The sequence below is a fragment of the Herbaspirillum sp. WGmk3 genome (genome assembly GCF_023952535.1).
Lineage (GTDB): Bacteria > Pseudomonadota > Gammaproteobacteria > Burkholderiales > Burkholderiaceae_D > Herbaspirillum > Herbaspirillum huttiense.
Window position 1 is genome coordinate 71064 of sequence record NZ_JAKYWT010000008.1, and the last position, 26936, is coordinate 97999.

A 26936-nucleotide genomic window follows, 5' to 3' on the forward strand; every position below is an offset into this window, starting at 1 on the left:
TATAGAATATGAGGAATCCATGACCATGAAACTCCTGCATCTGGATGCCAGCATCCTGGGTGAACATTCCGTAAGCCGCCAGCTCTCGGCGCAAATCGTGGCGCGCTTGCGCGTGCTGCATCCGGCACTGGAAGTGGTCTATCGCGACCTCGCCGCCGTCGCGCCTGCGCATCTGTCGCCGCAGCACCTGGCGGCCTTCAATGGCGCGGAGGTCAGCGATCCTGCCCTGCAGGCGGACCTGGCATTGGGACAGGCCTGCCTGGATGAACTGCTGCAGGCGGATCTGCTGGTGATCGGCGCGCCGATGTACAACTTCTCGCTGCCGTCATCACTGAAGGCCTGGATCGACAGGGTGGCAGTGGCAGGGACTACCTTCGCCTACGGCGAGGCCGGTCCGGAAGGGCTGCTCAAGGGACGCCGCGCCTATATCGCCTCGGTACGCGGCGGCCAGTATGCGGAGGGCACGCCGGAAGCGGCGCTGGATCACCAGGAACGCTATCTGCAGGATCTGCTGGGCTTCCTTGGCATCGTCGACGTCACCGTGATCCGCGCCGAAGGCGTGGCCATGGGTGAGAGCGAAAAAGCGCAGGCGCTGGCCGATGCGTCGGCACGCATTGCCTTTTTGCGCGTGCAATAGCGTGCAATAGCGTGTAATACACTGACGCACCTTTTTCTTCTGGCAGGAAAATTCATGCTGAAAAATACTGCGGAGCGCTTCGGCGCGGTCGCCAAATGCTTCCACTGGACCATGGCGGTGGCCTTCATCCTGGCCTATATCGTGGTGTATTACGTGATCTGGTTCATCGATCCCGAGACCAGCATCAAGCCTGCGCTGTTCGGTATCGAACCGAATGGTGAACTGGTCATCCCCATTCTCAACATCCACTGGGTGCTGGGCGTGAGCATCGGGGTGCTGGTGATCCCGCGCCTGATCTGGCGCTGGATCAATGTCGAGCCGTCACCGGTGCCGGGCAGTGCGCTGGAGCATCTGCTGGCCAAACTGGCGCACTGGGCGCTGTACCTGTTCATGATCCTGATGCCGCTCACGGGCTACCTGAACACCTATGACCCGACCAATTTCGGTCTCTTCATCATTCCGGCATTCCGCGAGACGGCCTTGTTCCACTGGATCGCCACGACCTGGCAGCTTACGGCCGAGCAGGTGGAGACGCCCATTTTCGCCATCCACAAATTCCTGGGGGACTGGGTGGTGTGGGTGGTGGTGCTCCTGCACATCGCGGCGGCTCTGTTCCATCACCGCGTGCGCAAGGATGCCACGCTGTTGCGCATGCTGCCGGCCTCATGGGGCGGCAAGGACGAGGGCGAGCGGCGCTGAGTCAGGCGCCGACCGGTGGCGCGAAGTCGCCATCCTTGCGCGGCGGGGCATCGACCTGGACGGGCGGCGCGCCGGCGGGCTCATGGTGCTGCGTGCCGTCAGCCACCATGCTGCTTTCCTGGGCGACGGGCTGCATGTCTTCTTCACCGATGATGGCCGGTTGGCCTGAGGCGGTGTCGGCGGGCGCGGTGCCGGCACGGCGGCGGTTGAGATCGTCATAGCGGCGCAGTACCGGTTTGGCAGCGGCCAGCATGGCCAGCGAACCGGCGGCCAGCATGAGGAAGGACATCTTTTTCATTGCGGCTCCTGTGGGCATCGAGGGAAATCGATGGAATCGGATTCGGGGAGCCTTGATTATCCCCAGCCGGGCTGCGGGGGCCTGTCGGACGATGGCGCAACCCTGCGTCGGCCAGCTTTGGATTCTGTGGATGAGCTGCGCCATGCTGGCGGCAGCACAAAACAAAAAAGGGCCCATCTTGCGATGGACCCTTTTTCTACTACATATGGTGCGGCTGGCAGGAATCGAACCCACGACCCCTTGGTTCGTAGCCAAGTACTCTATCCAGCTGAGCTACAGCCGCGAAAGAACGAGATTATAAGGAGCTTTTCAAAAAAGTACAAACATTTTTTCGCAGCCCCTTCAAAAAAACTATTTCACCGCATTTCAATAGACTTCCCGCGCGGCAAACGGATGGTACTGGAACAGCCAGGTCTCGCTCAATGCCTGGCCCTGACGGCGCAGGAACAGGCGCAGCTCGACCGGTTCCTCGCCGCTGGCCGTGAGATCGAACTGCGCGCGCCAGTGGCCGGGCACGCCATTGGGCAGCGCTTCGGTATAGACATAGGAAATGCTGCCGCGCGAAGCCGTGATGACCGCTTCCGGCTTCACGCCGAAGGGCAGCCCCGCCAGCGCTTCTCCCTTGAACTCCACCATGAACTTGCGCACCTGCGGCGGCCTCGGCTGGCCCGGCTGGCCGCCACGTCCCAGGCGCGTGGCCACGCAACGTGCCAGCGGGGAAGGGAAAGGCTCGTCCTGCTGCCAGTAGAGCCGGTAGCGCAGGCGATAGGCGTTGCCCGCGCGCGCCGGGGCCTTGGGCACCCACATGGCGACGATGTTGTCGTGGATCTCGTCATCGGTGCGCAGCTCGATCAATTGCACTTCGCCTTCGCCCCAGTCGCCCACCGGTTCTACCCACAGGCTGGGGCGGCGTTCGTAATGCACGCCGTCGAGGTAATGATCGAAATCGCGGTCGCGCTGCAGCAGGCCAAAGCCGCGCAGGTGCTGGTCGCTGAAGGCCGACGACATGGTGCGCGGCGGATTGTTGAGCGGACGCCAGAGATGTTCGCCTGCGCCGTTCCAGATCGCCAGTCCGTCCGAGTCATGCACCTCCGGCCGCCAGTCCGCGCCGGTGCCCTTCACCGTTTCCGAGAACCAGTACATCGAGGTGGCCGGGGCCAGGCCGAGGCGCGCCACGTCGCGCCGCAGGAACAGCGACTTGTCGATCTCCATGTGGACGCCGCCGCCTTGCTTGCGCTGCATGGCGAAGCGATAGGCACCCGTGATGCTGGGCCCATCGAGCAGGGCATACACCACCACCGTATCGCTGCCCGGGGCGGAGGGTTCGAAGAAGAATTGCGTGAAGTCGGGAAATTCTTCAGGCCGGTCGGCCTGGGCCACATCGATGGCGATGCCGCGCGCCGACAGGCCGTACTGGTACAGGTCGCCGATGGCGCGGAAATAGGAGGCACCGAGGAAGGCCACCCAGTCATTGGTATGCCAGTCCTTCTCCTTCTGGTCGGCCAGGCGGCTCTCCTGGAAGCGGAAACCGGCGAAGCCGCTGCCTGCCGGAAGCTGATGGGCGGGGCTGTCGGCGGGCATGTCGAAATAGTCATCGCGGTAAGACACTTCGCGCGACTGTACCGGTACAGTGCCATCGCCCTGACCAGCAAGGATGAACATCCGTACCGGTACACGGAAGAACTTGCCGAGGTGGAAGAAGGTCACCGGAAACGCGCCGGGCCCCTGGGCGAAGAGCGCATCGGCAGTCTTGAAGCGGATCTTGCCGTGGGCTTCGTAGTCGATCTTGTCCAGAACGTCTGCGGGGACGGCCGGCGGGGCCTGGTAGGGCGTGCGGGCCATGTCGCGGGCGCGCGTTATCAGGCTGTCGAAGGAAAACGGCTGCGCAGTGCCCATGCGCAAGCCCTGGGCCGCCAGCGCACGCGGCGAGAGGCCGAGGGCGGCCAATGCCGAAGCGGTACTGGCGGCGGCGAGGAATTGACGGCGGCTGGGCATGCGGTGTTCTCCTGTGAAGCGGTCCGGGGCAAGACGAACTCTACAGAGTGAGGCCTGCCGTGCTTGGTTCCTGGGTAAAAAAAGCCCGCTGCACGGGCAGCGGGCTTTCGGACTGATGATTGATTGATGCTGGGTCCGGCAGCCAGGGCCGCCGGATCGGCAGGATCAGTATTCCCAGAACATCTTCTGGATTTCCTTGCTGTCGGTGGTCTTGGTCAGGGCCAGCATCAAGAGGATGCGCGCCTTCTGCGGGTTCAGCGTATCGGAGACCACGAAGTCCAGCTTGTCGTCGTCGGCTTCGCCGTTGCGTGCCACGATGCCCTGGCCGACGCGGCTGGAACGCACGATCACGACGCCCTTCTTGCGGGCCTCGGTCAGCGACGGCACCACGGTGTTGTTCAGGCTGCCGTCACCCACGCCGGCGTGGATGATGCCTTGCGCACCAGCGGCCACGAAGGCGTTCAGGGCGATCGGGTTCATGTTGGCGTAGCCGTAGACGATGTCCACTTGCGGCAGCTTGTCCAGGTTCATGATGTCGAACGGGGTGTCGGCCGTGTTCTTGCGGGTGGACTGGCGATAGAAGTAAGGCTTGCTGCCCTGGATGTAGCCCAGGAAGCCCAGTTCCGGAGTCTTGAAGGTGTCCATGGTGGAGGTGTTGGTCTTGGTCACTTCACGGCCAGCATTGATCTGGTCGTTCAGGGTCACCAGCACGCCCTTGCCGACGGCTTCCTTGGAGCCGGCCAGCAGCACGGCGTTGTACAGGTTGATCGGGCCGTCAGCGCTGATGGCGGTGGAGGGACGCATCGCGCCCACGATCACCACCGGCTTCTTGCTCTTGACCACCAGGTCCAGGAAGTAGGCGGTTTCTTCGATGGTATCGGTGCCGTGGGTGATGACGATGCCATCGACGTCACTCTGCGCCAGCAGGGTGTTGACGCGCTTGGCCAGTTTCAGCCAGGCGTCGTTGTTCATGTTCTCGCTGGCGATCTGCATGACCTGCTCGCCGCGCACGTTGGCGACCTTCTTGAGTTCGGGAACGGCGGCAATCAGCGCATCCACGCCGACCTTGGCAGCGGTGTAGCCGACGGTGGTGGTGCTGGTGGCACCGGTACCGGCGATGGTGCCGCCGGTGGCCAGGATGACCACGTTGGGCAGGTTTTGTGCTTGTGCGGCTGCGGCCGCGGCCAGGCAGAGCAGGACCAGCATCTGCTGGAAGATTTTTCTGATGAACATGTTTGCCTCTGAACGAGTGGTTGAATGGATTTTCTTAGTTTTATTGGTAGCCTTGCGAAGATGTCTCACGTCTTGCCGCGCGATCTCATCCCGCCAAAAGCGCCGACACGATAGCACCGGCTCGCCTGGCAATCAAAGGTTTTTTTATCGGGTGAGAAAGCCGCATGGGACGGGCCTTTGCGACGGGGGTGCACGCACGTTTGGTGCGTTTTGGCCCGGCAGGAGTGATCGAAAAGGGCAAAATGACGCGCAACTGACAGCGCGCTGACGCAGGTGGCCGGGGTGCGCCGGCGCAGGGCTGGCGGGCAGGGAAGGCGCGCTTGAAAAAATAAGTAAATCGCGCCGAAGAACTCGGAAGATATCACCGAATCAGAGTGCAGCAAAGCCTGACAAGCGCGGCATTGTCCTGCTTGATCGCGGCATGGCGCAGCTGCGTGGAAAGCAGCGCTCTCAGGTAAGATGGTGCCGCGCACAAGTTCTTTCGATGAATGACCGGTCCAACCGGCCGCGCCGCCCCAGCGCATTGGCTTTTACACCGGTGCGGCGCGCGGCAATGATGGAGAACCACGATGTTTGCCACAGAAAAATTCACCAACCCCGAAGCCGCCTATGCGCGCGTGCTGGAGATCTACGAACACAACACGGCCATCCTGCGCGATGCCTTCCGCCAGTTCTCCAGCGGCCAGGGGATGCCGCAGCGGGTGCGTGCCTGCTATCCCTTCGTGCGCATCACCACCGAAAAATCCACCCACACCGATACCCGCCAGTCCTTCGGTTTCGTGGCTGGTCCCGGCTGCTACGAGACCACGCTCACGCGTCCCAAGCTGTTCCATCAATACCTGCTGGCGCAATTCAAGCTTGTGCTGCAGAACCATGAGGTGCCGCTGGAAGTGGGCGTGAGCGAGCTGCCGATCCCGGTGCACTTCGCCTTCCCCGAAGGCATACACGTGGAAGGCAGCCTGGACCCGGAACACCTGCGCACGCTGCCCGATTTCTTCGACCTGCCCGACCTGGCGACCATGGATGACCGCATCGCCAACGGCACCTATGAAGTGGACAACGGTGCCTGGCGCGAAGGGCCGCATCCGCTGGCGCTGTTCACCGGGCCGCGCATCGATTACTCGCTGCATCGCCTGCGCCATTACACGGCGACCTCGCCGGACCAGTTCCAGCGCTACGTGCTCTTCACCAACTACGCTTTCTACGTCGATGAATTCGTGCGCCTGGGCAGGCGCCTGATGGAGCCGACCGATGATCCGGATGTACTGGCCTATCGCCGCCAGTACACTGCCTTCGTCGAGCCCGGTAATGTCACCACCTGGAGTGCCAACCAGACCGGTACAGAGACCAGGCCAGTTTCCGGTGTGGCACCAGCACGGCAGCCGCAGATGCCGGCCTATCACCTGCAGCGCGCCGATGGTAGCGGCATCACCCTGGTCAATATCGGCGTGGGTCCGTCCAATGCGAAGACGGTGACCGATCACGTGGCCGTCTTGCGTCCGCACGGCTGGCTGATGCTGGGCCACTGCGCCGGCTTGTCTGCCTCGCAGCGCATGGGCGATTACGTGCTGGCGCACGCCTATGTGCGGGACGATCACGTGCTCGATGATGACCTGCCGCTGTGGGTGCCGATCCCGGCGCTGGCTGAAGTGCAGCTGGCCTTGCAGGATGCGGTGGCCAGCATCACCCAGCTCGATGGCTATGAGTTGAAGCGCATCATGCGTACCGGCACCGTGGCCTCGGTCGATGACCGCAACTGGGAACTGCGCGACCATCGCATGCCGCTGCTGCGCTTCTCGCAGAGCCGCGCCATCGCGCTGGATATGGAAAGCGCGACGGTGGCGGCCAACGGTTTCCGCTTCCGGGTGCCCTACGGCACGCTGCTGTGTGTCTCGGACAAGCCGCTGCACGGGGAGATCAAGCTGCCCGGCATGGCCAATACCTTCTACGAGCAGCGCGTGGCGCAGCACTTGCAGATCGGCATTCGCGCGCTGGAGCTGTTGCGCAACAATGGCATCGAGCAGGTGCACAGCCGCAAGCTGCGCAGCTTCGCGGAGCCGGCCTTCCGCTGATCTACATTGCTGGTGGCTGCAAGGACGAACGCCCGCGACAGTCGATGTCGCGGGCGTTTTTCATGATGCGTCGAAGAGCGGATCAGCGCGGCAGGCGATGCGTGATCGTGAGTCGATAGTAGAGCCCCGCACCGATGAGCAGCGTCACCGCCGCCACGCACAGCGAGGGCGTGAAAGAGCCGCTGCCGTGCACCAGGGCGGTGGCCAGCGGCGGGCCGGCGATCTGGCCGATGCCGTAGGCGGCGGTCATCAGGGCCATCAGGCTGCTGGCCTGTTCGCGCCGCAGGCGGCGTGCTTCGCGCATGCCGAACAGGGTAATGGCGGTGAAGGGCAGACCGAGCAGCAGACAGCTCAACGCAAAGCCGGGTGCAGTGGGGAACAGGATCGACACCAGCACTCCCGCCGCCTGCATCAGGTAAGCCCCGGTCAGCAGCAGGCGCTGGTCGCCCTGCACCGACAGCCGCGTGGCGCTGAAGGCCCCGGCCGCCACCGACAAGCCGAAGATGGGCCAGAAGTAATCCGGCCACACCGAGCCCGGCAGCGCCTGGCGCGCGATCACCGGCAGGAAGGTGGCGGTGATGATGTATCCGAATCCGGCGATGCCGTAGGCAATCACCTGGATCATCACTTCCCGCTTCCGGCTCGCCGATTCCGGGACCGGAGCCTGTGCTGCATTGCTGTCATGCGGATGCACGTTGAGACCGCGCCCGGCATCGAAACTGAACGACTTCCACACCAGCGCCGTAAGCCCGAGCGCGATGACACCGAAGAGGATCCAGCCACCGGCGGCCAGCCAGCCGGCCGCAATCATGGGGCCCGAGAGCAGGCCGGTCAACGCGATGCCCAGGCCGGGACCACAGAAGATCACGCCGCCCAGTTCCGGACGGCCCAGCTGCGTCAGTTGCTGCAGGCACCAGCCGGCGGTATAGACGAACACATAGGCGCTGGCCACGCCCGAGAGAAAACGCATCCACAGCCAGATCCAGTCCTGATGCAGCACGCCCATGCCCAGCGTGAGCAGGATGGTCACCACCAGCCCGGCGCGCAGCATGGCCACGCCGCGCTTGCTGCGATGGAAGGCGCACAGCATGGCACCGGCGAAGTAGCCCAGGTAATTGGCAGTGGCCAGCCAGCCGCCCATCTGCAGCGAGAGGCTGCCTTCGTGCAGCATCATCGGCAGCAAAGGCGTGAAGGCGAAACGGCCGATGCCCATCGCCACCGACAGGGCCACCATGCCGGACAGGCAGACTTTCCAGGCCAGCGCGTGAAGGGAGGCGCTGGGGTGTGAGGCGGGCTGGGTCATGGGCAAGCGCAAAGGCGTGAGGTGAACAGGGGTCTATGCTATCGTCTTTCAGTCATTCCAAAAAATGAATAATCGGGATGACTTCATCTTGATTCGAGAACATCCACTGGAGCAGCCATGGAACTGGCCGAACTGGAAATCTTCCGCACCGTCGTCGCCGAAGGCGGCGTGACCCGCGCCGCCGAGCGGCTCAACCGGGTGCAGTCCAATGTCACCACGCGCATCAAGCAGCTGGAGGAGTCCATCGGCGTGCCGCTGTTCGTGCGCGACCGCAAGCGGCTGGTGCTGACCGCCTCGGGCGAAGCCCTGCTGGATTACGCTGAACGCATCCTCGACCTGGTGCAGGAGGCGCGCGAGGTGGTTTCGCCGCAGAATCCGCGTGGCCGCCTGCGCATCGGCTCCATGGAAAGCGCCGCCGCCAGCCGCTTGCCGGCCCCCTTGGCCGAATTCCACCAGCGCTGGCCCGAAGTGCGGCTGGAACTGTCGACCGGCCCGACCGACGTACTGATCGCCGGGGTGCGCGCCGGCAAGCTGGATGCGGCGCTGGTGGCCGGGCCCATCGAGGATGGCGCCCTGTCCGCGACACCGCTGTACAAGGAAGAACTGCTGCTGGTGACGCCGCGCAGCCATCGCCGGGTGCGCTCTCCCGAGGATGTGATGCTGGATACCCTGATCGTCTTCGAGCAGGGCTGCGCCTACCGCCGCCATGCAGAAAGCTGGTTCGCCGGCCAAGGCAAGGGCGGGATGCCGGTACGCACGCTGGAGCTGGCTTCCTATCACGCCATCCTGGCCTGCGTGGCCGCTGGTGCCGGGGTGGCGGTGGTGCCGCGTTCGGTGATCGCGATGCAGATGGAACCGCACGGATTTGCCACCCACTCGCTGGGCCGCGATGGCCGCGTGACCACCTTCCTGATCAGCCGGCGGGAACGCAGCTCGGCCTCTTTGCTGGCCCTGCGTTCTTTACTTGTGGCAAGTCTTTGATATATTGGATTCATACCGGATTGTTTTGATATGAACCTCCACGCCACAAATATGTTTGCGGTTGCAGCATATGAAGAGGGTGTAACCATTTGTAAAAACGGCTGCGACAGCTCGGCTATTTCCCTATATTGAAGTTCCCCCTCCATTCTCCCCCCCGAGAATGGGATTTACCCCACGACTCGCAAGGGCCGTGGGGTTTTTCTTTTGTACCGCGTTTTTTCATCCCATTTTCAGCCCTGCATTTCCCGTCATTTACGATTGCACTGGTATGACGAGGCAGTTTGCCACATGTGTGCAAGGGATATGTACCAAGGTGCATATATTTTCGTTTTTTTCTGCATCCTGCATGCTTGTGCCCGCCGGTCTCATTGCCGGGTCCCGGTCTTGCCGTCGGGCCGGGGTGGCGTGCTCCCCACGATGAGATTGCCGCGCGCCGCGGTCTGGATCGCCAGCACGGCCGGATGGCTCAGCCTGCGCTCGACCGAGATCGCATAGAACTGCTCGCGGATGGCGTCGGTCTTGCCGATCTCCACCAGTCCATATTGCTTGCGGATCTGCCCGGCAATCGCCGTGGGGGCCGCAAAGATGCCCGCGCCGGCGTCGCCGAAGGCCAGCAGCAGGGCTCCATCGTCGAATTCCCCCGTGATCTGCGGGCGGATGCCTTCCTTCTCGAACCAGCGCAGCAGGCGCGGACGCACCGCCGCATCTTCCCCCGGCATCAGGAAGGGCGCGGCATCGAGGCTCTGCGGAAAGCCCTTGCGATAGCGCCTGGCCAGTTCGGGCGTGGCAAAGAAGCTGGTATCGCATTCGCCCAGCAAGTGGTGGTAGCCGCGCACGTCCACATTGGGCGGCATCGGGCTGTCGGCGATGATGATGTCCAGCTTGTGGATGGCCAGGTCGGCCAGCAGTACGTCCAGCTTGCCTTCGCGGCAGATGATGCGGATCGGGTCCTGCATCGCCAGTGCGCTTTCCAGCAGCAGGTAGGCAATCGCCTTGGGCACGGCATCGGCCACGCCCACGCGCAGTTGCAGCGTGCGTCCGCCGGGGCGCAGGCGCAGGGCTTCTTCCAGCTCCTCGCCGAGGCTGAAGATGCGTTCGGCGTAATCGAACACCATGCGGCCTTCATCATTGAGTTCCAACCGCCGGCCCACGCGCTTGAAGAGCTTGTAGCCCAGGGATTCCTCGAACAGGCTGATCTGGCCACTGATGGTCTGCGCGGTCAGGTGCAGCCGCTCGCTGGCGCGCGCCACGCCGCCGGTCTTGGCGACCGTCCAGAAATAGTGGAGATGCTTGTAGTTGAGGCTGGCCATGGGCTGCTTCCTGGTTGCGGGGCGATTGCAATACTTCGGTTTTTCCGAAGTATTATCTCAAAATATTCGAATTTTCATTCAGTCTGGTTTGGCCTACAGTAGCGCCTTGTCAGGTGCGGTGGGGAGTTGTCGCCGTGCCGGGTATCGTTGCCAACGCTGAATGAAGGAGAAGCCTGATGAAATGTCCCGTTTGCACAGTGCATAACCTGCTGATCTCGGAACGTCAGGGCATCGAGATCGATTATTGCCCCCAATGTCGGGGTGTGTGGCTGGATCGCGGCGAGCTGGACAAGCTCATCGAACGCTCGGCCGCCAGCCAGGTGAGCGCCCCTGCTCCGGTACAGGCAGCGCGGACGCACATGCCGCCTGCGCCGCACACGCCTCCGATGCCCCCGCAGGGCGGGTACGATGCCCGCTATGGTCGCAGTGGCCATGGATATGAATACAAGCGCAAGAAAAAAGGCTTCCTGGGTGAAATCTTCGACTTCGATTAAAGATTTTTTCCCAAAACCGATGACCGAGCCCGCCGCCGGCGGGTGAACAAGAAGAGAGGTATGACGTGAACGGTGTAGAGAGTTTCGCAAGCCTGCCCATGTGGATAGGTTTCATCGTCTTCGTGCTGGGGATGCTGGCCGTGGACATGTTTGCCCTGGGTGGCCGCAACGCCCACCGGGTGTCGCCCAGGGAGGCGTTGAGCTGGTCGGTGGTATGGGTGTCGCTGGCCTTCCTGTTCGCCGGCCTGATGTGGTGGTACCTCGATGCCAACGTCGGCCGCGAGTTCGCCAACCAGAAGGGCGCCGAGTTCCTCTCCGGTTACCTGATCGAGAAGGCGCTGTCGGTCGACAACATCTTCGTGTTCCTGATGATCTTCAGCTACTTCGCCGTGCCGGCTGAAATGCAGCGCCGCGTGCTGCTGTACGGCGTCATCGGTGCCATCGTCATGCGGGCCGTGATGATTTTGCTGGGTGCCTGGATGATCGCGCAGTTCAGCTGGATCCTGTACGTGTTCGGCGCCTTCCTGGTGTTCACTGGCATCAAGATGCTGATCTTTGCCGACAAGGAAGCTGATCTGGGTGACAACCCGCTGCTGCGCTGGCTGCGCGGCCATATGAAGATCAGTGACAACTATGACGGCGAAAACTTCACCACCCGCATCAATGGCGTGCGCTATTTCACCCCGCTGATGCTGGTGCTGCTGCTGATCGAGATTTCCGACGTGATTTTCGCGGTGGACAGCATCCCGGCGATCTTCGCCATCACCAAGGATCCGTTCATCGTCTTCACCTCGAACATGTTCGCCATCATGGGTCTGCGTGCGCTGTACTTCCTGCTGGCTGATTCGGCAGAGCGCTTCCACCTGCTCAAGTATGGCCTGGCGCTGGTGCTGCTGTTCGTGGGCGGCAAGATGCTGGCGTCCTACTGGTTCCACGTGCCGGTGCTGGTCTCGCTGTCCATCGTCGGTGCCATCCTGGTGATCTCCATCATCGCCAGCCTGGTCCTGACCAAGGGCAAGGACAAGGAAACCACGGCGGTATAAGCGGCTTTGATGGAGATGTGAACAATTCAACGTGGGGCTTGACCGGCTGGAGCGATCTGGCCGGTTTTTTTATGCGCGAGTGAACGAATTGGATAAAACGATGCAAATTCGGCATCGCACGTTTATTGGGGACGGAGTGCATTAGAATGTCTGCTCCACTCAACCGGTTTGCAGCGTCTGCCATGGCCCGCCTTCCCCGACTCGTCGTTCCGCACCAGCCGCACCACATCATCCAGCGTGGCCATGACGGCCTGTCCATCTTCCGTGATGCTGATGACCATCTGGCCTTCCTCGGCTGGCTCAAGGAGGCTGCAAGGCAATTCAAGGTGGCCGTCCATGCCTATGTGCTCATGCCGGATCACCTGCACCTGCTGGCTACTCCGGCCGACGATCAAGGCCTGGCACGGATGATGCAATGGATCGGACGTCACTACGTCCCGTATTTCAACCAGAAGCATGGACGCAGCGGCACGCTGTGGCAGGGGCGTTACCGCGCTACCGTCATCGACCCCGAGCTCTACCTGCTGGCCATCTGCCGCTACATCGAGCTCAACCCGGTGCGCAATGGCCTGGCGGCCAGCCCGGGGGATTATCCGTGGTCCAGCTACATGCATCACATCGGGGCCAAGCAGGATGGGCTGATCACCGACCATCCTCAATATTGGTCGATTGGCAACACTCCCTTCGATCGTGAGATCGCTTATCGCCAGCTCACCGAAGAAGGACTGGCGCGCGCCGAAGTGGAGCGCATCACCGATGCCACGCTCAAGGGTTGGGCGCTGGGTTCGGAAGATTTCAAGCAGGGGCTGGAGCGCCAGACCCACCGGCGCGTCAGTCCGGCCAAGCGTGGCCGTCCCGCCATCGTTCGCATCGCGGGCGAGGCGGATGAAGTATCCGTCCGGCAAGAATCGTAAGCTTTCAAAAATAAGTCTTTGTAATCAGGGACTTGAATCTGCATTGCTTCACTATGTCCCCATTAAAAAAATCCTGAAAATCTTGGGGATTTTAATTGCACTCAGACCCTAATTATTTTCATTGAACTATTGGGTGCAGTGCACTATTCTTCAAATCCTTACTGTCAATGTGGTGGAGTACCGTTATGCACGCGCAAGGCCTTTACGACCCAGCAAATGAACATGACGCCTGTGGCGTCGGTTTCATCGCCCACATCAAGGGCAAGAAAACCCATTCCATCGTTGACCAGGGTTTGCTCATCCTGAAGAACCTGGATCACCGGGGTGCTGTCGGTGCCGACCCGTTGATGGGTGACGGTGCCGGTATCCTGATCCAGATCCCCGACCAGTATTACCGTGAAGAGATGGCCAAGCAGGGCGTGGACCTGCCGCCGCCCGGTGAATATGGCGTGGGCATGATCTTCCTGCCCAAGGAAAACGCTTCCCGCATTGCCTGTGAACAGGAAATCGAACGCGCGGTGCTGGCCGAAGGCCAGATCGTGCTGGGCTGGCGCGATGTCCCGGTGGACCGCGACATGCCGATGTCCCCGACCGTGCGTGAAAAAGAGCCGGTGATCCGCCAGATCTTCATCGGCCGCGGCCCCGACGTGATGGTCACCGACGCGCTGGAACGCAAGCTGTACGTGATCCGCAAGTCCTCCGGCCACGCCATCCAGGCCCTGAACCTGCTGCACGGCAAGGAATTCTTCGTGCCCTCGATGTCGGCCCGCACCGTGGTCTACAAGGGCCTGCTGCTGGCCGACCAGGTCGGCGTGTACTACAAGGACCTGCAGGACGAGCGCTGTGTCTCCGCGCTGGCCCTGGTGCACCAGCGCTTCTCCACCAACACTTTCCCGGAATGGCCGCTGGCCCACCCGTACCGCCTGATCGCCCACAACGGTGAAATCAACACCGTCAAGGGCAACTTCAACTGGATGCGCGCCCGCGAAGGCGTGATGCAGTCGGCCGTGCTGGGTTCGGACCTCAAGAAGCTGTTCCCGCTGATCTATGAAGGCCAGTCCGATACCGCCAGCTTCGACAACGCGCTGGAACTGCTGGTCATGGCCGGCTATCCGCTGCCGCAGGCGATGATGATGATGGTCCCCGAAGCCTGGGAAAACCACACCTCGATGGACGACAACCGCCGCGCCTTCTACGAATACCACGCCGCCATGATGGAACCGTGGGACGGCCCCGCTGCGCTGGCCTTCACCGACGGCCGCCACATCGGCGGCACGCTGGACCGCAACGGCCTGCGTCCGGCGCGCTACATCGTCACCGATGACGACCTGGTGGTGATGGCTTCCGAATCCGGCGTGCTGCCCATTCCCGAGTCCAAGATCATCCAGAAGTGGCGCCTGCAGCCGGGCAAGATGTTCCTGATCGACCTGGATGCCGGCCGCATCATCGACGACAAGGAACTGAAGGACACCTACGCCAACGCCAAGCCCTACAAGCAGTGGATCAACTCGGTACGCGTCAAGCTGGACGAGTTGAAGGAAGAGCCGCGCCAGCCGTCCTCGTCCCTGAAGCTCTTGGACCTGCAGCAGGTCTTCGGCTACACCCAGGAAGACGTCAAGTTCCTGATGGCCCCCATGGCCAGCGGTGGCGAGGAAGCCATCGGCTCCATGGGCAATGACTCGCCGCTGGCGGTCATGTCCAACAAGAACAAGCCGCTGTACAACTACTTCCGTCAGTTGTTCGCGCAGGTGACCAACCCGCCGATCGACCCGATCCGCGAAGCGCTGGTCATGTCGCTGGTGTCCTTCATCGGCCCCAAGCCCAACCTGCTGGACACCAACAACATCAACCCGCCGATGCGCCTGGAAGTGTCGCAGCCGGTGCTGGACTATGACGACATCGCCAAGCTGCGCAACATCAGCGCGCACAGCGGCGGCAAGTTCAAGTCCTACGAACTGAACATCTGCTACCCCGTCGCCTGGGGCAAGGAAGGCATCGAAGCGCGCCTGGCTTCGCTGTGCGCCAAGGCCGTGGATGCGGTCAAGTCGGGCCACAACATCCTGATCATCTCGGACCGCAAGGTCGATGCCGACCAGCTGCCGATCCCGGCACTGCTGGCCACCTCGGCCATCCACCAGCACCTGGTCAGCAAGGGCTTGCGCACCTCCACCGGCCTGGTGGTGGAAACCGGTTCGGCCCGCGAAACGCACCACTTCGCCCTGCTGGCAGGCTATGGCGCCGAAGCGATCCACCCGTACCTGGCCATGGACACGCTGGCCGATCTGGCCAAGGGTCTGCCGGGCGACTTGTCGCCTGAGAAGGCCATCTACAACTTCCAGAAGGCGGTCGGCAAGGGCCTGCTGAAGGTCATGTCCAAGATGGGCATCTCGACCTACATGTCCTACTGCGGCGCGCAGATCTTCGAAGCCATCGGCCTGTCGAAGGCACTGGTGGACAAGTACTTCAAGGGCACCGCATCCAACGTCGAAGGCATCGGCGTGTTCGAAGTGGCCGAAGAAGCGCTGCGCCTGCACACCGCCGCCTTCAGCGCTGACCCGGTGCTGGCCAACGCACTGGACGCCGGTGGCGAATACGCCTTCCGCATCCGTGGCGAAGAGCACATGTGGACGCCGGACGCGATCGCCAAGCTGCAGCACTCGACCCGTTCGAACAGCTACAACACCTACAAGGAATACGCCCAGATCATCAACGACCAGTCCAAGCGCCACATGACGCTGCGCGGCCTGTTCGAGTTCAAGATCGACCCCTCCAAGGCGATCTCGATCGATGAAGTGGAACCGGCCAAGGAAATCGTCAAGCGCTTCGCCACCGGTGCCATGTCGCTGGGCTCGATCTCGACCGAAGCCCACGCCACGCTGGCCATCGCCATGAACCGCATCGGCGGCAAGTCCAACACCGGTGAAGGTGGCGAGGACGTCAACCGTTATCGCAACGAGCTGAAGGGCATCCCCATCAAGCAAGGTGCGACCCTGGCGTCCGAAATCGGCAAGGAACACATCGAAGTCGACATTCCCCTGCTGGAAGGCGACTCGCTGCGCTCGCGCATCAAGCAGGTGGCATCGGGCCGTTTCGGCGTCTCCGCCGAATACCTGATCTCGGCTGACCAGATCCAGATCAAGATGGCCCAGGGCGCCAAGCCTGGCGAAGGCGGCCAGCTGCCCGGCCACAAGGTCTCGGAATACATCGCCAAGCTGCGTGTGTCGGTGCCGGGCGTGGGCCTGATCTCGCCGCCCCCGCACCATGACATCTACTCCATCGAGGATCTGGCCCAGCTGATCCACGACCTGAAGAACGTCAACCCGCGCGCTTCCATCTCGGTCAAGCTGGTCTCCGAAGTGGGTGTCGGTACCGTTGCTGCCGGCGTGGCCAAGGCCAAGTCGGATCACGTGGTCATCGCCGGTCACGATGGCGGTACCGGTGCTTCGCCGCTGTCCTCGATCAAGCATGCCGGTTCCCCGTGGGAACTGGGCCTGGCGGAAACCCAGCAGACCCTGGTCCTGAACGGCCTGCGCAACCGCATCCGCGTGCAGGCTGACGGCCAGATGAAGACTGGCCGTGACGTGGTCATCGGTGCCATGCTGGGCGCGGACGAATTCGGTTTCGCCACCGCACCGCTGGTGGTCGAAGGCTGCATCATGATGCGCAAGTGCCACCTGAACACCTGCCCGGTGGGCGTGGCTACGCAAGATCCGGTGCTGCGCGCCAAGTTCTCCGGCAAGCCGGAACACGTGGTCAACTTCTTCTTCTTCATCGCTGAAGAAGCGCGGCAGATCATGGCCCAGCTGGGCATCCGCAAGTTCGACGAACTGATCGGCCGCGCTGACCTGCTGGACCGTTCCAAGGCCATCGCGCACTGGAAGGCCAAGGGCCTGGACTTCAGCCGCATCTTCCACCAGCCCGAGTCGAACCTGCCGGTGTACCACACCGACGAGCAAGACCACGGCCTGGACAAGGCACTGGACCACAAGCTGATCGCGCAAGCCAAGATCGCGCTGGAGAAGGGCGAGAAGGTTTCCTTCATCTCCCCGATCAAGAACCTCAACCGTACCGTCGGCGCCATGCTCTCGGGTGAAGTGGCCAAGCGTTACGGCGATGAAGGCCTGCCGGACGACACCATCCACATCCAGCTGCAAGGTACCGCAGGCCAGTCCGCTGGCGCCTTCCTGGCCAAGGGCGTGACCCTGGACCTGGTCGGCGAAGGCAACGACTACGTCGGCAAGGGCTTGTCGGGTGGCCGCATCATCGTGCGTCCCAACACCGAGTTCCGTGGCCGTGCGGTGGACAACATGATCTCCGGCAATACCGTCCTGTACGGTGCCATCAGCGGTGAAGCCTTCATCAACGGCGTGGCCGGCGAGCGTTTCGCCGTGCGCAACTCCGGTGCCACTGCAGTGGTGGAAGGCACCGGCGACCACGGTTGCGAATACATGACCGGCGGCACCGTGGTGGTGCTGGGCAATACCGGCCGCAACTTCGCAGCGGGCATGTCGGGTGGTATCGCTTATGTGTATGACCCGGAAGGCGATTTCGCCGGCAAGTGCAATACCTCGATGGTCAGCCTGGAGAAGGTCCTGTCCGACACCGAGCAGGAGCAGACCCTGGGCCGTGACATCTGGCACAGCCTGCTGCGCGGTGGCGAGCGCCAGACCGACGAAGCCATCCTGCGCGGCTTGATTGAACGCCACTTCAAGTACACCGGCAGCACGCGTGCGCGCTACCTGCTGGATAACTGGGCGGCGTCGCGCGCCAAGTTCGTCAAGGTGTTCCCGACCGAGTACAAGCGTGCGCTGGCCGAACTGGCTGCCGCTGCCGAAACGAAGAAGGAAAAGGTCGCTGCCTGATTTTCAGCCAGGCATCAATCGGACTAATCAATCAAGCACGCCGGCGGGCGTGGCGCGAAAAGTGAAGAGCGCCGCCCGCCGCATCCTTAGCGAGAATGTGAGAGGAAAATGGGAAAAGCAACCGGTTTCATGGAGTACCAGCGCCTGAAAGAGGCCAGCGAGGCACCTGCCGCGCGTACCAAGCATTACAAGGAATTCGTCCTGCACCTGAGCGACGCTGACGCCAAGATCCAGGGCGCACGTTGCATGGACTGCGGCATCCCCTTCTGCAACAACGGCTGCCCGGTCAACAACATCATTCCCGACTGGAATGACCTGGTCTATCGCGGCAACTACAAGGAAGCCCTGGACACCCTGCACCAGACCAACAACTTCCCCGAGTTCACCGGCCGCATCTGCCCGGCACCCTGCGAAGCCGCCTGCACCCTGGGCATCAACAATGACGCCGTGGGCATCAAGTCGATCGAGCACTTCATCATCGACAAGGGCTGGGAAAACGGCTGGGTCGTGCCGCAACCTGCTGCGATCAAGACCGGCAAGAAGGTCGCCGTGGTCGGCTCCGGTCCTGCCGGCCTGGCCGCTGCCCAGCAGCTGGCGCGCGCCGGTCACGACGTGACCGTCTTTGAAAAGAATGATCGCGTCGGCGGCCTGCTGCGTTATGGCATCCCCGACTTCAAGATGGAAAAGTCGCACATCGACCTGCGCGTCGAACAGATGAAGGCCGAAGGCGTGAGCTTCCGTACCGGCGTGTTCGTCGGCAAGGAATTCCCCGAGACCGTCAACAACTGGTCCAAGGAAAGCGTCACCCCGGAAGAGCTGAAGAAGGAATTCGACGCCGTCGTGATCGCTGGTGGTGCGGAATCTCCGCGTGACCTGCCGGTGCCGGGCCGCGAACTGAAGGGCGTGCATTTCGCCATGGACTTCCTGCCGTTGCAGAACAAGGTCAATGCCGGCGACAAGCTCAAGAGCCAGATCATGGCCACCGGCAAGAACGTGGTCGTCATCGGCGGTGGCGACACCGGCTCCGACTGCGTCGGTACCTCCAACCGTCACGGTGCGGCTTCGGTGACCCAGTTCGAACTGATGCCGCAACCGCCGGAATCCGAAAACAAGCCGCTGGTCTGGCCCTACTGGCCGATCAAGCTGCGTACCTCTTCCTCGCACGAAGAAGGTTGCGCACGTGATTTCGCGGTGACCACCAAGCGCCTGGAAGGCAAGGGCGGCAAGGTCGAGAAGCTGATCGCGGCGCGCGTCGAGTTCAAGGACGGCAAGATGGTCGAAGTGCCCGATTCGGAATTCGAGATCAAGGCTGACCTGGTGCTGCTGGCCATGGGCTTCGTCTCGCCGGTGCAGCAGGTGCTCGATGCCTTCGGTGTCGAGAAGGATGCACGCGGCAATGCCAAGGCCACGACCGATGGCGAAGGCTGCTACAAGACGTCGGTGGACAAGGTCTTTGCTGCAGGTGACATGCGCCGTGGCCAGTCGCTGGTGGTGTGGGCGATTCGCGAAGGCCGCCAGTGCGCACGTGCGGTGGATGAATTCCTGATGGGTTCTTCGCTGCTGCCGCGCTGATCGCTCGCCTCGTATTGAACGCTGAATGATTTATATGATTTAAAAAGTATCAAGCAGTACGCAGTTTTCGTTTGACCCTGGGCCCGGATCGGCGCAAGCCGGTCCGGTTTTTTTTCGTCATGTGTTTCTTGCCATGCCTGCGCCCGAAGCCCCATGCCCTTTGGCCGCGCGTGTAAAATGGCCCATCGCCGCCTGCCGGCACCATCCCTACGCACATCGCAATGGCAACCCCGATCCGCTACCGCATCACTTCCCTCGATCCTGCCTCCCATCTCTACGACGTCAGCGTCACCGTGGATAGCCCGGCCGCTGACGGCCAGGTCTTCTCGCTGCCTGCCTGGATTCCGGGGAGCTACATGATTCGTGAATTCGGCAAGAACATCGTGCAGCTGCGTGGCGAATCCAATGGCCGCAAGGTGGCAGTGAAGAAACTGGACAAGCACACCTGGCAAGCCGCCCCCTGCAAGGGTGCGCTCACGCTGCACTATCAGGTGTATGCCTGGGACCTGTCGGTGCGCACGGCCCACCTGGACCGCACGCATGGCTTCTTCAATGGCACCAGCGTCTTCCTGGCCGCGCATGGTTTCGAGGAGGGCGAGCACGTGGTGGACATCGCCCGTCCGGAAGGGGATGACTTCAAGCGCTGGCGCGTGGCCACGGCCATGCCGGAACTCAAGGCCAAGCGCTATGGTTTCGGGACTTACATTGCACCGAACTACGATGCGCTGATTGATCATCCGGTAGAGATCGGCGACTTTGCCCTGGCCACTTTCCAGGCGCATGGCGTGCCACACGATGTGGTCATCACGGGCCGCGTGCCCAATCTCGACCTGGCACGCCTGTGCGATGACTTGAAGAAGATCTGCGAGGCGCAGATCGCCTTCTTCGAGCCGCGCAGCAAGCGTGCCCCCATGGATCGCTATGTCTTCATGACGCTGGCCGTGGGTGACGGCTACGGTGGTCTGGAGCACCGTGCATCGACTGCGTTGATCTGCTCGCGGGCCGACCTGCCGGTCAAGGGCAAGCCGGAACAGACCGATGGCTACCGCACTTACTTGGGCCTATGCAGCCATGAGTACTTCCACACCTGGAACGTCAAGCGCATCAAGCCGGCGGTGTTCGCGCCCTACGATTTGCGTCAGGAAAATTACACCTCGCTGCTGTGGCTCTTCGAGGGCTTTACCAGTTATTACGATGACCTGTTCCTGGTCCGTACCGGGGTCATCGATCTGGACAATTACCTCAAGCTGGTCGGCAAGACGGTCACGGGCGTCCTGCGCGGCACCGGCCGCAAGAAGCAGAGCGTGGCCGAGTCCAGCTTCGATGCCTGGGTGAAGTATTACCGTCAGGATGAAAACGCCAGCAATGCCATCGTCAGCTACTACACCAAGGGCTCGCTGGTGGCGCTGGGGCTGGACCTGACCATCCGCACCCAGACCCGTGGCCGCCGTTCGCTGGATGACGTGATGCGCGGGCTGTGGACACGCTATGGCCGCGACTTCTATGACGGCAAGCAGCAGGGCGTGCCGGAAGACGAGATCCTGGCCATCATGGAAGAGTTGAGCGGCGCTGATCTCAAGCGTTTCCATGACCGTCACATCCGTGGTACCGAGGACGTGCCGCTGGACGATCTGCTGCCCGCCTTCGGTGTGGCTTATGAAGCCAGCGTACCGGCCGACGCCAAGCCATGGCTCGGTGCGCGCATCGGCAAGGAAGGCGGCGATGCCAAGCTGGCCGCCGTCTATGAGGGCGGCCCGGCGATGCAGGCGGGTCTCTCGGCCGGCGACAAACTGGTCGCCATCGATGGCCTGCGCGTACCGGCTGCGGGCCCCGATGGTCTGCTGGCGCGCTATCGTTTCAATGACACCGTGCGCATCCACGCTTTCCGCCGTGATGAGCTCATGGAGTTCAGTCTCAGGCTCAAGTCCGATACCGCACCGCAGGTCACGCTCAAGGCGCTGGCCAAGCCGGTGGCAGTGCTGCGTCAGCGCCAGGCATGGCTCACCCTGAAGGGCCGCTGATTTGATGCGACGATGCCTGTCGCCATCACGCCAGACAAAAAAAAACCCGCCAACGCAAATTGGCGGGTTTTTTCTTGCAGCGGAAAAAGCGAATTACTTGGCTTCTTCAGCGCCGCCAGCAGCTTCACCTTCAGCGGCCACTTGACCAGCCGGCACGGTGGCGGTGGCGATGGTCAGGTTTTCCTGGGTCACGGCGGTCACGCCGTTGGGCAGCTTCAGGTCAGCCAGGTGGATCGATTGACCGACGTCCAGCTTGGCCAGGTCGACTTCGATGAACTCAGGCAGGTTCTTCGGCAGGCAGGTCACGTCCAGTTCAGCAGCCACGTGGCTGATGATGCCGGCGTGCAGCTTGACGGCCGGCGAGATCTCGGCGTTCACGAAGTGCAGGGGCACCTTGGTGTGCAGCTTCTGGGAAGCATCCACGCGTTGGAAGTCAACGTGCAGGACCAGTTGCTTGAACGCGTGGACTTGGAAGTCACGCAGCAGCACTTGCTCGACCTTGCCGTCGATTTCCAGGTCCAGGATGGACGAGTGGAAGGTTTCCTTCTTCAGGGCGTGGTACAGCGCGTTGTGGTCAACAGCGATGTTCAGCGGGGCAGCGGTGCCACCGTAGACGATACCCGGGGTTTGACCCGCGCGACGCAGGCGGCGGCTCGCTCCGGTGCCCTGTTCATTACGCGGAAAGGCGATGACTTTCATGTGATAACTCCAATGTTGGCGGGGCTCGTCGTGGAATCATTCCATGGACGGTTGCCCCGTGAGATAAATATTCCCCGCGACCAGGGAATACGAAAAAACCTCGCTGCGAAAAACCGCAGCGAGGCGAATGCAAAATCTTATTCAGCAAACAGCGACATCACCGAGTCACCCTTGGTGATGCGCTTGAAGGTCTCGGCCAGCAGGTCCGCGCAGGTCAGCTGACGTACCTTCGGGCAGCCGCGTGCAGCGGGCGACAGCGGAATGGTGTCGGTGACGACCAGTTCATCCAGCGGCGAATTGGCGATGCGATCGATGGCCGGACCCGACAGCACCGGGTGCGTACAGTAAGCCACGACCTTCTTGGCACCACGTTCCTTCAACACTTCAGCGGCCTTGGTCAGGGTGCCGGCGGTATCGACCATGTCATCCATGATGACGCAGTTGCGGCCTTCGACCTCACCGATGATGTTCATCACTTCGGAGACGTTGGCCTTCGGACGGCGCTTGTCGATGATGGCGAGGTCGCAGTTCAAGCGCTTGGCCAGCGCACGGGCGCGCACCACGCCGCCGACGTCGGGCGACACGACCAGCAGGTCGTCGTAGTTCTTGTTGACCAGGTCGCCCAGCAGGATCGGCGAGGCGTAGATGTTGTCCACCGGGATATCGAAGAAGCCCTGAATCTGGTCTGCGTGCAGATCCATGATCAGGACGCGCTCGACGCCGGCTTCCTGCAGCATGTTGGCCACGACCTTGGCCGAGATGGCCACACGCGCCGAACGCGGGCGGCGGTCCTGGCGGGCATAGCCGAAATAGGGGATGGCGGCGGTGATGCGACCAGCCGATGCGCGCTTCAGGGCATCGACCATGATCATGATTTCCATCAGGTTGTCATTGGTCGGTGCGCAGGTGGACTGCAGCACGAAGACGTCCTTGCCGCGAACGTTTTCATTGATCTCGACCATCACTTCGCCGTCGGAGAACTTGGAAACGTTGGCCTTGCCCAGCGGGATACCGAGTTTCTCAGCGACGCCGCGCGCCAGTTCGGGGTTGGCGTTGCCCGTAAAAACCATCAGGTTCTCAAGTGCCATGTGGGTATCCCTGAATGCAATCGTTAAAAAGTCGAAAAGCCGACAATGCTTGACTTGTTCGGTCTCACATTGACGGCTTATTTTTCTGACTGGACCCGGGCCTGATCAAACAAGGCCTGTCCGAATTAAATGGCAGGGGAACAAGGATTCGAACCTTGGAATGCCGGAATCAAAATCCGGTGCCTTAACCAGCTTGGCGATTCCCCTACGCAACTTGCTGTTTGCCGTGCCGGCGCGCTCATCATCAGGCGCTGCGTCTTCGTCAAACCAATTCTCTAATTCTCTATTACGACTGCACTAAATGGGCGAGAGGATGTTCCTGCATCGCTTTGGCTTTCCAGCCGATCCAGCGCGAAGGCAATTGCTTGAGCACTTCGTCTGCCTGATGTTCGTGTTCGAATGCACTAAACACACAAGCGCCAGATCCGGTCATCCTCGCACTCCCGAATTTGCCCAGCCACTCGATTGCTGCTGCCACTTCGGGGAAATGTGCGGTTGCCACCATTTCCAGATCGTTTTTCCCGAAGCTGGAAGCAACTTGTTTCGTCGCATCAGGAAAGTCCGTTATTCTGATTGGTTTCGTATCCCTTGTCAACAACTTTGATGAAAAAATTATTGAAGTTGGAACCGATACGCCCGGTTCGATCACCACATACCAGCAATCCGCGGTACGCAGTGCCGACAATTCTTCACCCACACCTTCGGCGAATGCATTGCGGCCGAACAGGAAGAAGGGAACATCAGCACCCAGCTTCAGGCCCATCTCCATCAGAGAGGCGCGATTGTATCCGCATTTCCATAAATGATTCAAGACCAATAATGTCGTTGCTGCATCGGAGGAGCCGCCACCGACCCCGCCACCCATCGGCAGCACCTTGTGCACGGTGATGTCGGCCCCTGGTTGCGGCCGGCCGCTGGCCTCGCGCAGCAGGTGCGCGGCGCGGATCACCAGGTCCGATGCCTCAGGCACGCCGGGGACCTCATTGGTACGGCGGATCTGCCCGTCCTCGCGCAGGCTGAAATCGAGCGTGTCGCAGCGGTCAATCAACTGGAAGGCCGATTGCAGCAGGTGATAGCCATCCGGGCGGCGGCCGGTCACGTGCAGGAACAGGTTGAGCTTGGCCGGCGCCGGGCAGGCGGTGAGGGTGGTGGTCATGCGCAGTACGAATTCTTCAGTTGTGGATCAAACGCGGTGCAGGTTCTGCCATCAGGCATTCCATCAAGGCTTCTTCCAGCCATCGATGGCGATGCGGATCGCCACCTTGCCGGCCTGCGTCGTGCTGCGGGTGAGGTCGATGCGTTTGGGGCGCGTCTGGCCGCTGGCGGCATCGCTCTCCCAGTTGGCATAGGTCACGCGCCACCCATCGCGGGTGGTGAAGCTGGCATCGTTCTCGCCAGCCTTGGCCACGAAGGGCTTGCCGCTGGCATCGATGCCGCTGCCCTGCAGCCACTGGCGCATGCCCGAGACCGGCAGCGGCCAGCCCAGCGATTGCGCGGCCAGGGCATCCACATCGGCGGCCACCTGCGGTGCGCGGCCTGACTGCACCAGCGTGGCGATGCCGGGCTTGACGTTGATGGTGGCCACGGTCTGGCCCAAGGGCGAGAACATCTCCAGGTTCAGCTCCTGCGGGGTCTGCTTCCAGAAGAAGCTGCCATGCAGCGATTGCGGACGATCGTCCTGCTCGTACTGCACCGAGATGCGGCCATCGATCTCGATGCTGGACTGGTAAGCCGGCGCGGTAGTGTCCGGTGCTACGGCATCCTGCGACACCGTGGCGCAACCGCCGAGCAGAGCGGCCAGGCAGAGGGCAGCAGCCCCCGGGAAAGCGCGTGTTTTGCTCATAACTTCACATTGAGACGCGACAGCGTGCTTTTCAGGACTTCATTGTTGGGTTCCTTGAGGCTCACTTCGCGCCAGACCTTGCGGGCTTCGTCCTGCTTGCCATTGGTCCACAGGACTTCGCCCAGGTGCACGCCGATCTCCACATCGGGGCGCAGGCCATAGGCGCGGCGCATCTGGGTTTCGGCCTGTTCGGCGCGGCCCATGCGGAACAGCACCCAGCCCAGGCTGTCGGCAATGAAAGGATCTTCCGGGGCCAGGTCGGCCGCCTTCTGGATCAGTTCCAGCGCTTCCGGCAGGCGGATGTTGCGATCGGCCAGTGAATAGCCCAGCGCGTTGTACGCGTGCTGGTTGCCCGGTGCCAGCTGCATCACGCGGCGCAGCGACTTTTCCATCTCGTCGAACTTGCCCAGCTTTTCCAGGACCATGGAGTAGTCGTAGAGCAGGTCGGTATTGTTGGGGAAGCGCTGCAGGCCGCCCTTGAGCACGTCGGCCGCTTCCTGGTTGCGGTTGGCATCGCGCAGCAGGCTCGATTCGGCCAGCAGCAATTGCAGCTGCTCGCCATCGTTGGTCGATTCGGCTTGTGCATCTTCCAGCGCCTTGCGCGCGCCTTCGACGTCGTTCTTGCGGGCCAGCAATTGGGCGCGGCGGACCTGGATGTTCAGATAGCCTTCGGTACCGGGTTCTGCCTGGTCCAGATAGCGCAGGGCCGAATCCAGATCGCGGCGCTCCTCGGCGATGCGCGAGAGCAGCAGGAGGGCCTGGCTGGGATCGCGGTCTTCCTCGGGCTGGGCCGAGAGCACCTGCAGGTAGCGCTGCAGATAGTATTCGGCATCCTTCAACTGGTCGGTCTGGGCCGAGAGCACGCCCAGCGCGAAGAGAGTGGTGGCGTCTTCGCCGTCTTCCTTCAACAGGGTCTCGAACTGGGTGCGGGCCAGCTTGAAGTCCTTCTGCTCGACCAGGCTGCGGGCATAGGCCACGCGCACTTCACGCGCATCCGGATACTTGCGCAGGAAATCGGTCACCAGCTTGGTCGCGTCCTTGTTGTTGGAGGCGACCTGGGCGGCGGTGAGCACGGCCAGTTCCGAATCGGGCTTGATCTTCATGGCCGCGGCGGCTTCGCGCTGGGCGGTGGCACCATCGCCCATGCCGAAGGCACCCTGGGCCAGGGCCAGATGGGTTTCCATCAGGTCGCCATAAGGCTTGCTGATGTTTTGCAGGATGGTATAGCTGGCCTGCTTGTCCTTGGCCCGCGCCAGCAGACGCTGGATCTGCAGCAGCATCGGTCCGCGCGCCTGCGGGGCGGCATCGGCCAGGCGCTGGGTGAGCAGCGGTTCGATTTCGTCGACGCTGTCCGAGAGCATGATCAGGCCCAGATAATTCTGCAGGGCTTCATCCGAATGCGGCGCCAGTTCGGTCCACAGGCGCACCGCCACCAGCGCTTCGCCGGCCTGGCGCGCGGCCACGGCCATCTCGGCGGCGCGCTTGGCCAGGCGCGGATCGCGCGTCTGCTGGGCCGCAGCCAGCATGGTCACGTAGGCCGATTGCCATTGGCCGCGCTGGAAGGCGATCTCGGCTGTCAGCACTTTGTAAAGGATGTCCTCGCTCAGCTCCATGGCCGGCAGCGCGTCTTCCTGCTGCTGGACCTTGGCCTTGGGGGCCTTCTTGCGGTTGCCTGGCTTGGAGGAAGCCGTCTTCTGGTCAGTGGCCGCCTGGGCGTTCGCCTTGTCGCCGGGCTGCTGGAAGCTCGCGCAGGCAGTCAGCAGCAGGGAACTGGTGAGGAGGGCGATGGTTTTTTTCAAGATGTCATCCTGACGATTCGGAGAGGTTCGATTTTACGCGCAACAACCGTGGCGTTGCTGACGGCATTGAGAC

At 62.2% G+C, this 26936-nt stretch carries 20 protein-coding genes and 2 tRNA genes; 10 read left to right on the forward strand and 12 right to left on the reverse strand.

Annotated features, from left to right (window positions below):
• Window positions 1–25 precede the first annotated feature (25 nt).
• Both MKD49_RS24435 and MKD49_RS24440 read left to right on the forward strand, forming a co-directional pair.
• Entirely contained in the window at window positions 26–637 is a 612-nt protein-coding gene (locus tag MKD49_RS24435) for an FMN-dependent NADH-azoreductase (protein WP_252697608.1), read from the forward strand.
• Window positions 638–691: 54 nt separating this feature from the next.
• Complete coding sequence (locus MKD49_RS24440) at window positions 692–1336, forward strand: cytochrome b (RefSeq protein ID WP_252697585.1); 645 nt, start codon at window positions 692–694, stop codon at window positions 1334–1336.
• A 1-nt stretch (window position 1337) separates the two neighbouring features.
• Here the strand turns inward: MKD49_RS24440 and MKD49_RS24445 are convergent, their stop codons facing one another.
• The 4 genes from MKD49_RS24445 to MKD49_RS24460 all read right to left on the reverse strand — a co-directional run bounded on the left by MKD49_RS24445 (window position 1338) and on the right by MKD49_RS24460 (window position 4862).
• Window positions 1338–1634 (reverse strand): hypothetical protein, encoded by a 297-nt coding sequence (locus MKD49_RS24445; protein ID WP_252697586.1) that lies wholly within the window; start codon window positions 1632–1634, stop codon window positions 1338–1340.
• Window positions 1635–1840: 206 nt separating this feature from the next.
• Window positions 1841–1917 (reverse strand) — tRNA-Arg (locus MKD49_RS24450).
• A gap of 83 nt (window positions 1918–2000) precedes the next feature.
• The gene (locus tag MKD49_RS24455; RefSeq protein ID WP_252697587.1) at window positions 2001–3629 is read right to left on the reverse strand and encodes a glucan biosynthesis protein; all 1629 of its coding nucleotides are present in this window, start codon (window positions 3627–3629) and stop codon (window positions 2001–2003) included.
• A 165-nt stretch (window positions 3630–3794) separates the two neighbouring features.
• A complete protein-coding gene (locus tag MKD49_RS24460) occupies window positions 3795–4862 on the reverse strand; it encodes a type II asparaginase (protein WP_034329596.1) in 1068 nt (355 codons plus the stop codon).
• Window positions 4863–5431: 569 nt separating this feature from the next.
• On the opposite strand from MKD49_RS24460, the gene MKD49_RS24465 reads away from it, so the two are divergent.
• A complete protein-coding gene (locus tag MKD49_RS24465; RefSeq protein ID WP_252697588.1) occupies window positions 5432–6934 on the forward strand; it encodes an AMP nucleosidase in 1503 nt (500 codons plus the stop codon).
• 82 nt (window positions 6935–7016) lie between these two features.
• Here MKD49_RS24465 and MKD49_RS24470 read toward each other — a convergent pair whose 3' ends face one another.
• Window positions 7017–8237 (reverse strand): MFS transporter, encoded by a 1221-nt coding sequence (locus tag MKD49_RS24470; protein WP_252697589.1) that lies wholly within the window; start codon window positions 8235–8237, stop codon window positions 7017–7019.
• Between the two features lie 117 nt (window positions 8238–8354).
• Here MKD49_RS24470 and MKD49_RS24475 point away from each other — a divergent pair, with 117 nt between their 5' ends.
• Window positions 8355–9218 (forward strand): LysR substrate-binding domain-containing protein, encoded by an 864-nt coding sequence (locus tag MKD49_RS24475; protein ID WP_252697590.1) that lies wholly within the window; start codon window positions 8355–8357, stop codon window positions 9216–9218.
• A 365-nt stretch (window positions 9219–9583) separates the two neighbouring features.
• Here MKD49_RS24475 and nhaR read toward each other — a convergent pair whose 3' ends face one another.
• A complete protein-coding gene (gene nhaR, locus MKD49_RS24480; protein ID WP_121045820.1) occupies window positions 9584–10528 on the reverse strand; it encodes a transcriptional activator NhaR in 945 nt (314 codons plus the stop codon).
• 176 nt (window positions 10529–10704) lie between these two features.
• On the opposite strand from nhaR, the gene MKD49_RS24485 reads away from it, so the two are divergent.
• From MKD49_RS24485 to MKD49_RS24510, 6 genes are all read left to right on the forward strand, one after another.
• Complete coding sequence (locus tag MKD49_RS24485) at window positions 10705–11022, forward strand: zf-TFIIB domain-containing protein (RefSeq protein WP_121045821.1); 318 nt, start codon at window positions 10705–10707, stop codon at window positions 11020–11022.
• Between the two features lie 65 nt (window positions 11023–11087).
• Entirely contained in the window at window positions 11088–12065 is a 978-nt protein-coding gene (locus tag MKD49_RS24490; RefSeq protein WP_121045822.1) for a TerC family protein, read from the forward strand.
• A 182-nt stretch (window positions 12066–12247) separates the two neighbouring features.
• The gene (locus MKD49_RS24495) at window positions 12248–12979 is read left to right on the forward strand and encodes a transposase (protein ID WP_121045823.1); all 732 of its coding nucleotides are present in this window, start codon (window positions 12248–12250) and stop codon (window positions 12977–12979) included.
• Window positions 12980–13164: 185 nt separating this feature from the next.
• A complete protein-coding gene (locus tag MKD49_RS24500) occupies window positions 13165–17841 on the forward strand; it encodes a glutamate synthase-related protein (RefSeq protein ID WP_252697591.1) in 4677 nt (1558 codons plus the stop codon).
• A gap of 108 nt (window positions 17842–17949) precedes the next feature.
• Window positions 17950–19413: a glutamate synthase subunit beta gene (locus tag MKD49_RS24505; protein ID WP_252697592.1), complete on the forward strand. Its 1464-nt coding sequence runs from the start codon at window positions 17950–17952 to the stop codon at window positions 19411–19413.
• A gap of 221 nt (window positions 19414–19634) precedes the next feature.
• Entirely contained in the window at window positions 19635–21434 is a 1800-nt protein-coding gene (locus tag MKD49_RS24510) for a M61 family metallopeptidase (protein ID WP_252697593.1), read from the forward strand.
• 93 nt (window positions 21435–21527) lie between these two features.
• On the opposite strand, the gene MKD49_RS24515 is transcribed toward MKD49_RS24510, so the two are convergent.
• The 6 genes from MKD49_RS24515 to MKD49_RS24540 all read right to left on the reverse strand — a co-directional run bounded on the left by MKD49_RS24515 (window position 21528) and on the right by MKD49_RS24540 (window position 26863).
• Window positions 21528–22133, reverse strand: coding sequence for a 50S ribosomal protein L25/general stress protein Ctc (locus tag MKD49_RS24515; protein WP_039784118.1), 606 nt, complete (start codon window positions 22131–22133; stop codon window positions 21528–21530).
• 137 nt (window positions 22134–22270) lie between these two features.
• Window positions 22271–23221: a ribose-phosphate pyrophosphokinase gene (locus MKD49_RS24520; RefSeq protein ID WP_008332043.1), complete on the reverse strand. Its 951-nt coding sequence runs from the start codon at window positions 23219–23221 to the stop codon at window positions 22271–22273.
• A gap of 130 nt (window positions 23222–23351) precedes the next feature.
• Window positions 23352–23428 (reverse strand) — tRNA-Gln (locus tag MKD49_RS24525).
• Window positions 23429–23507: 79 nt separating this feature from the next.
• Complete coding sequence (gene ispE / locus MKD49_RS24530; protein WP_121045827.1) at window positions 23508–24377, reverse strand: 4-(cytidine 5'-diphospho)-2-C-methyl-D-erythritol kinase; 870 nt, start codon at window positions 24375–24377, stop codon at window positions 23508–23510.
• Between the two features lie 63 nt (window positions 24378–24440).
• Window positions 24441–25064, reverse strand: coding sequence for a lipoprotein insertase outer membrane protein LolB (gene lolB / locus MKD49_RS24535; RefSeq protein ID WP_209584683.1), 624 nt, complete (start codon window positions 25062–25064; stop codon window positions 24441–24443).
• Window positions 25061–26863: a tetratricopeptide repeat protein gene (locus MKD49_RS24540; RefSeq protein WP_252697594.1), complete on the reverse strand. Its 1803-nt coding sequence runs from the start codon at window positions 26861–26863 to the stop codon at window positions 25061–25063. Before MKD49_RS24540 ends, lolB begins: the two co-directional genes overlap by 4 nt.
• Between the last annotated feature and the right edge of the window lie 73 nt (window positions 26864–26936).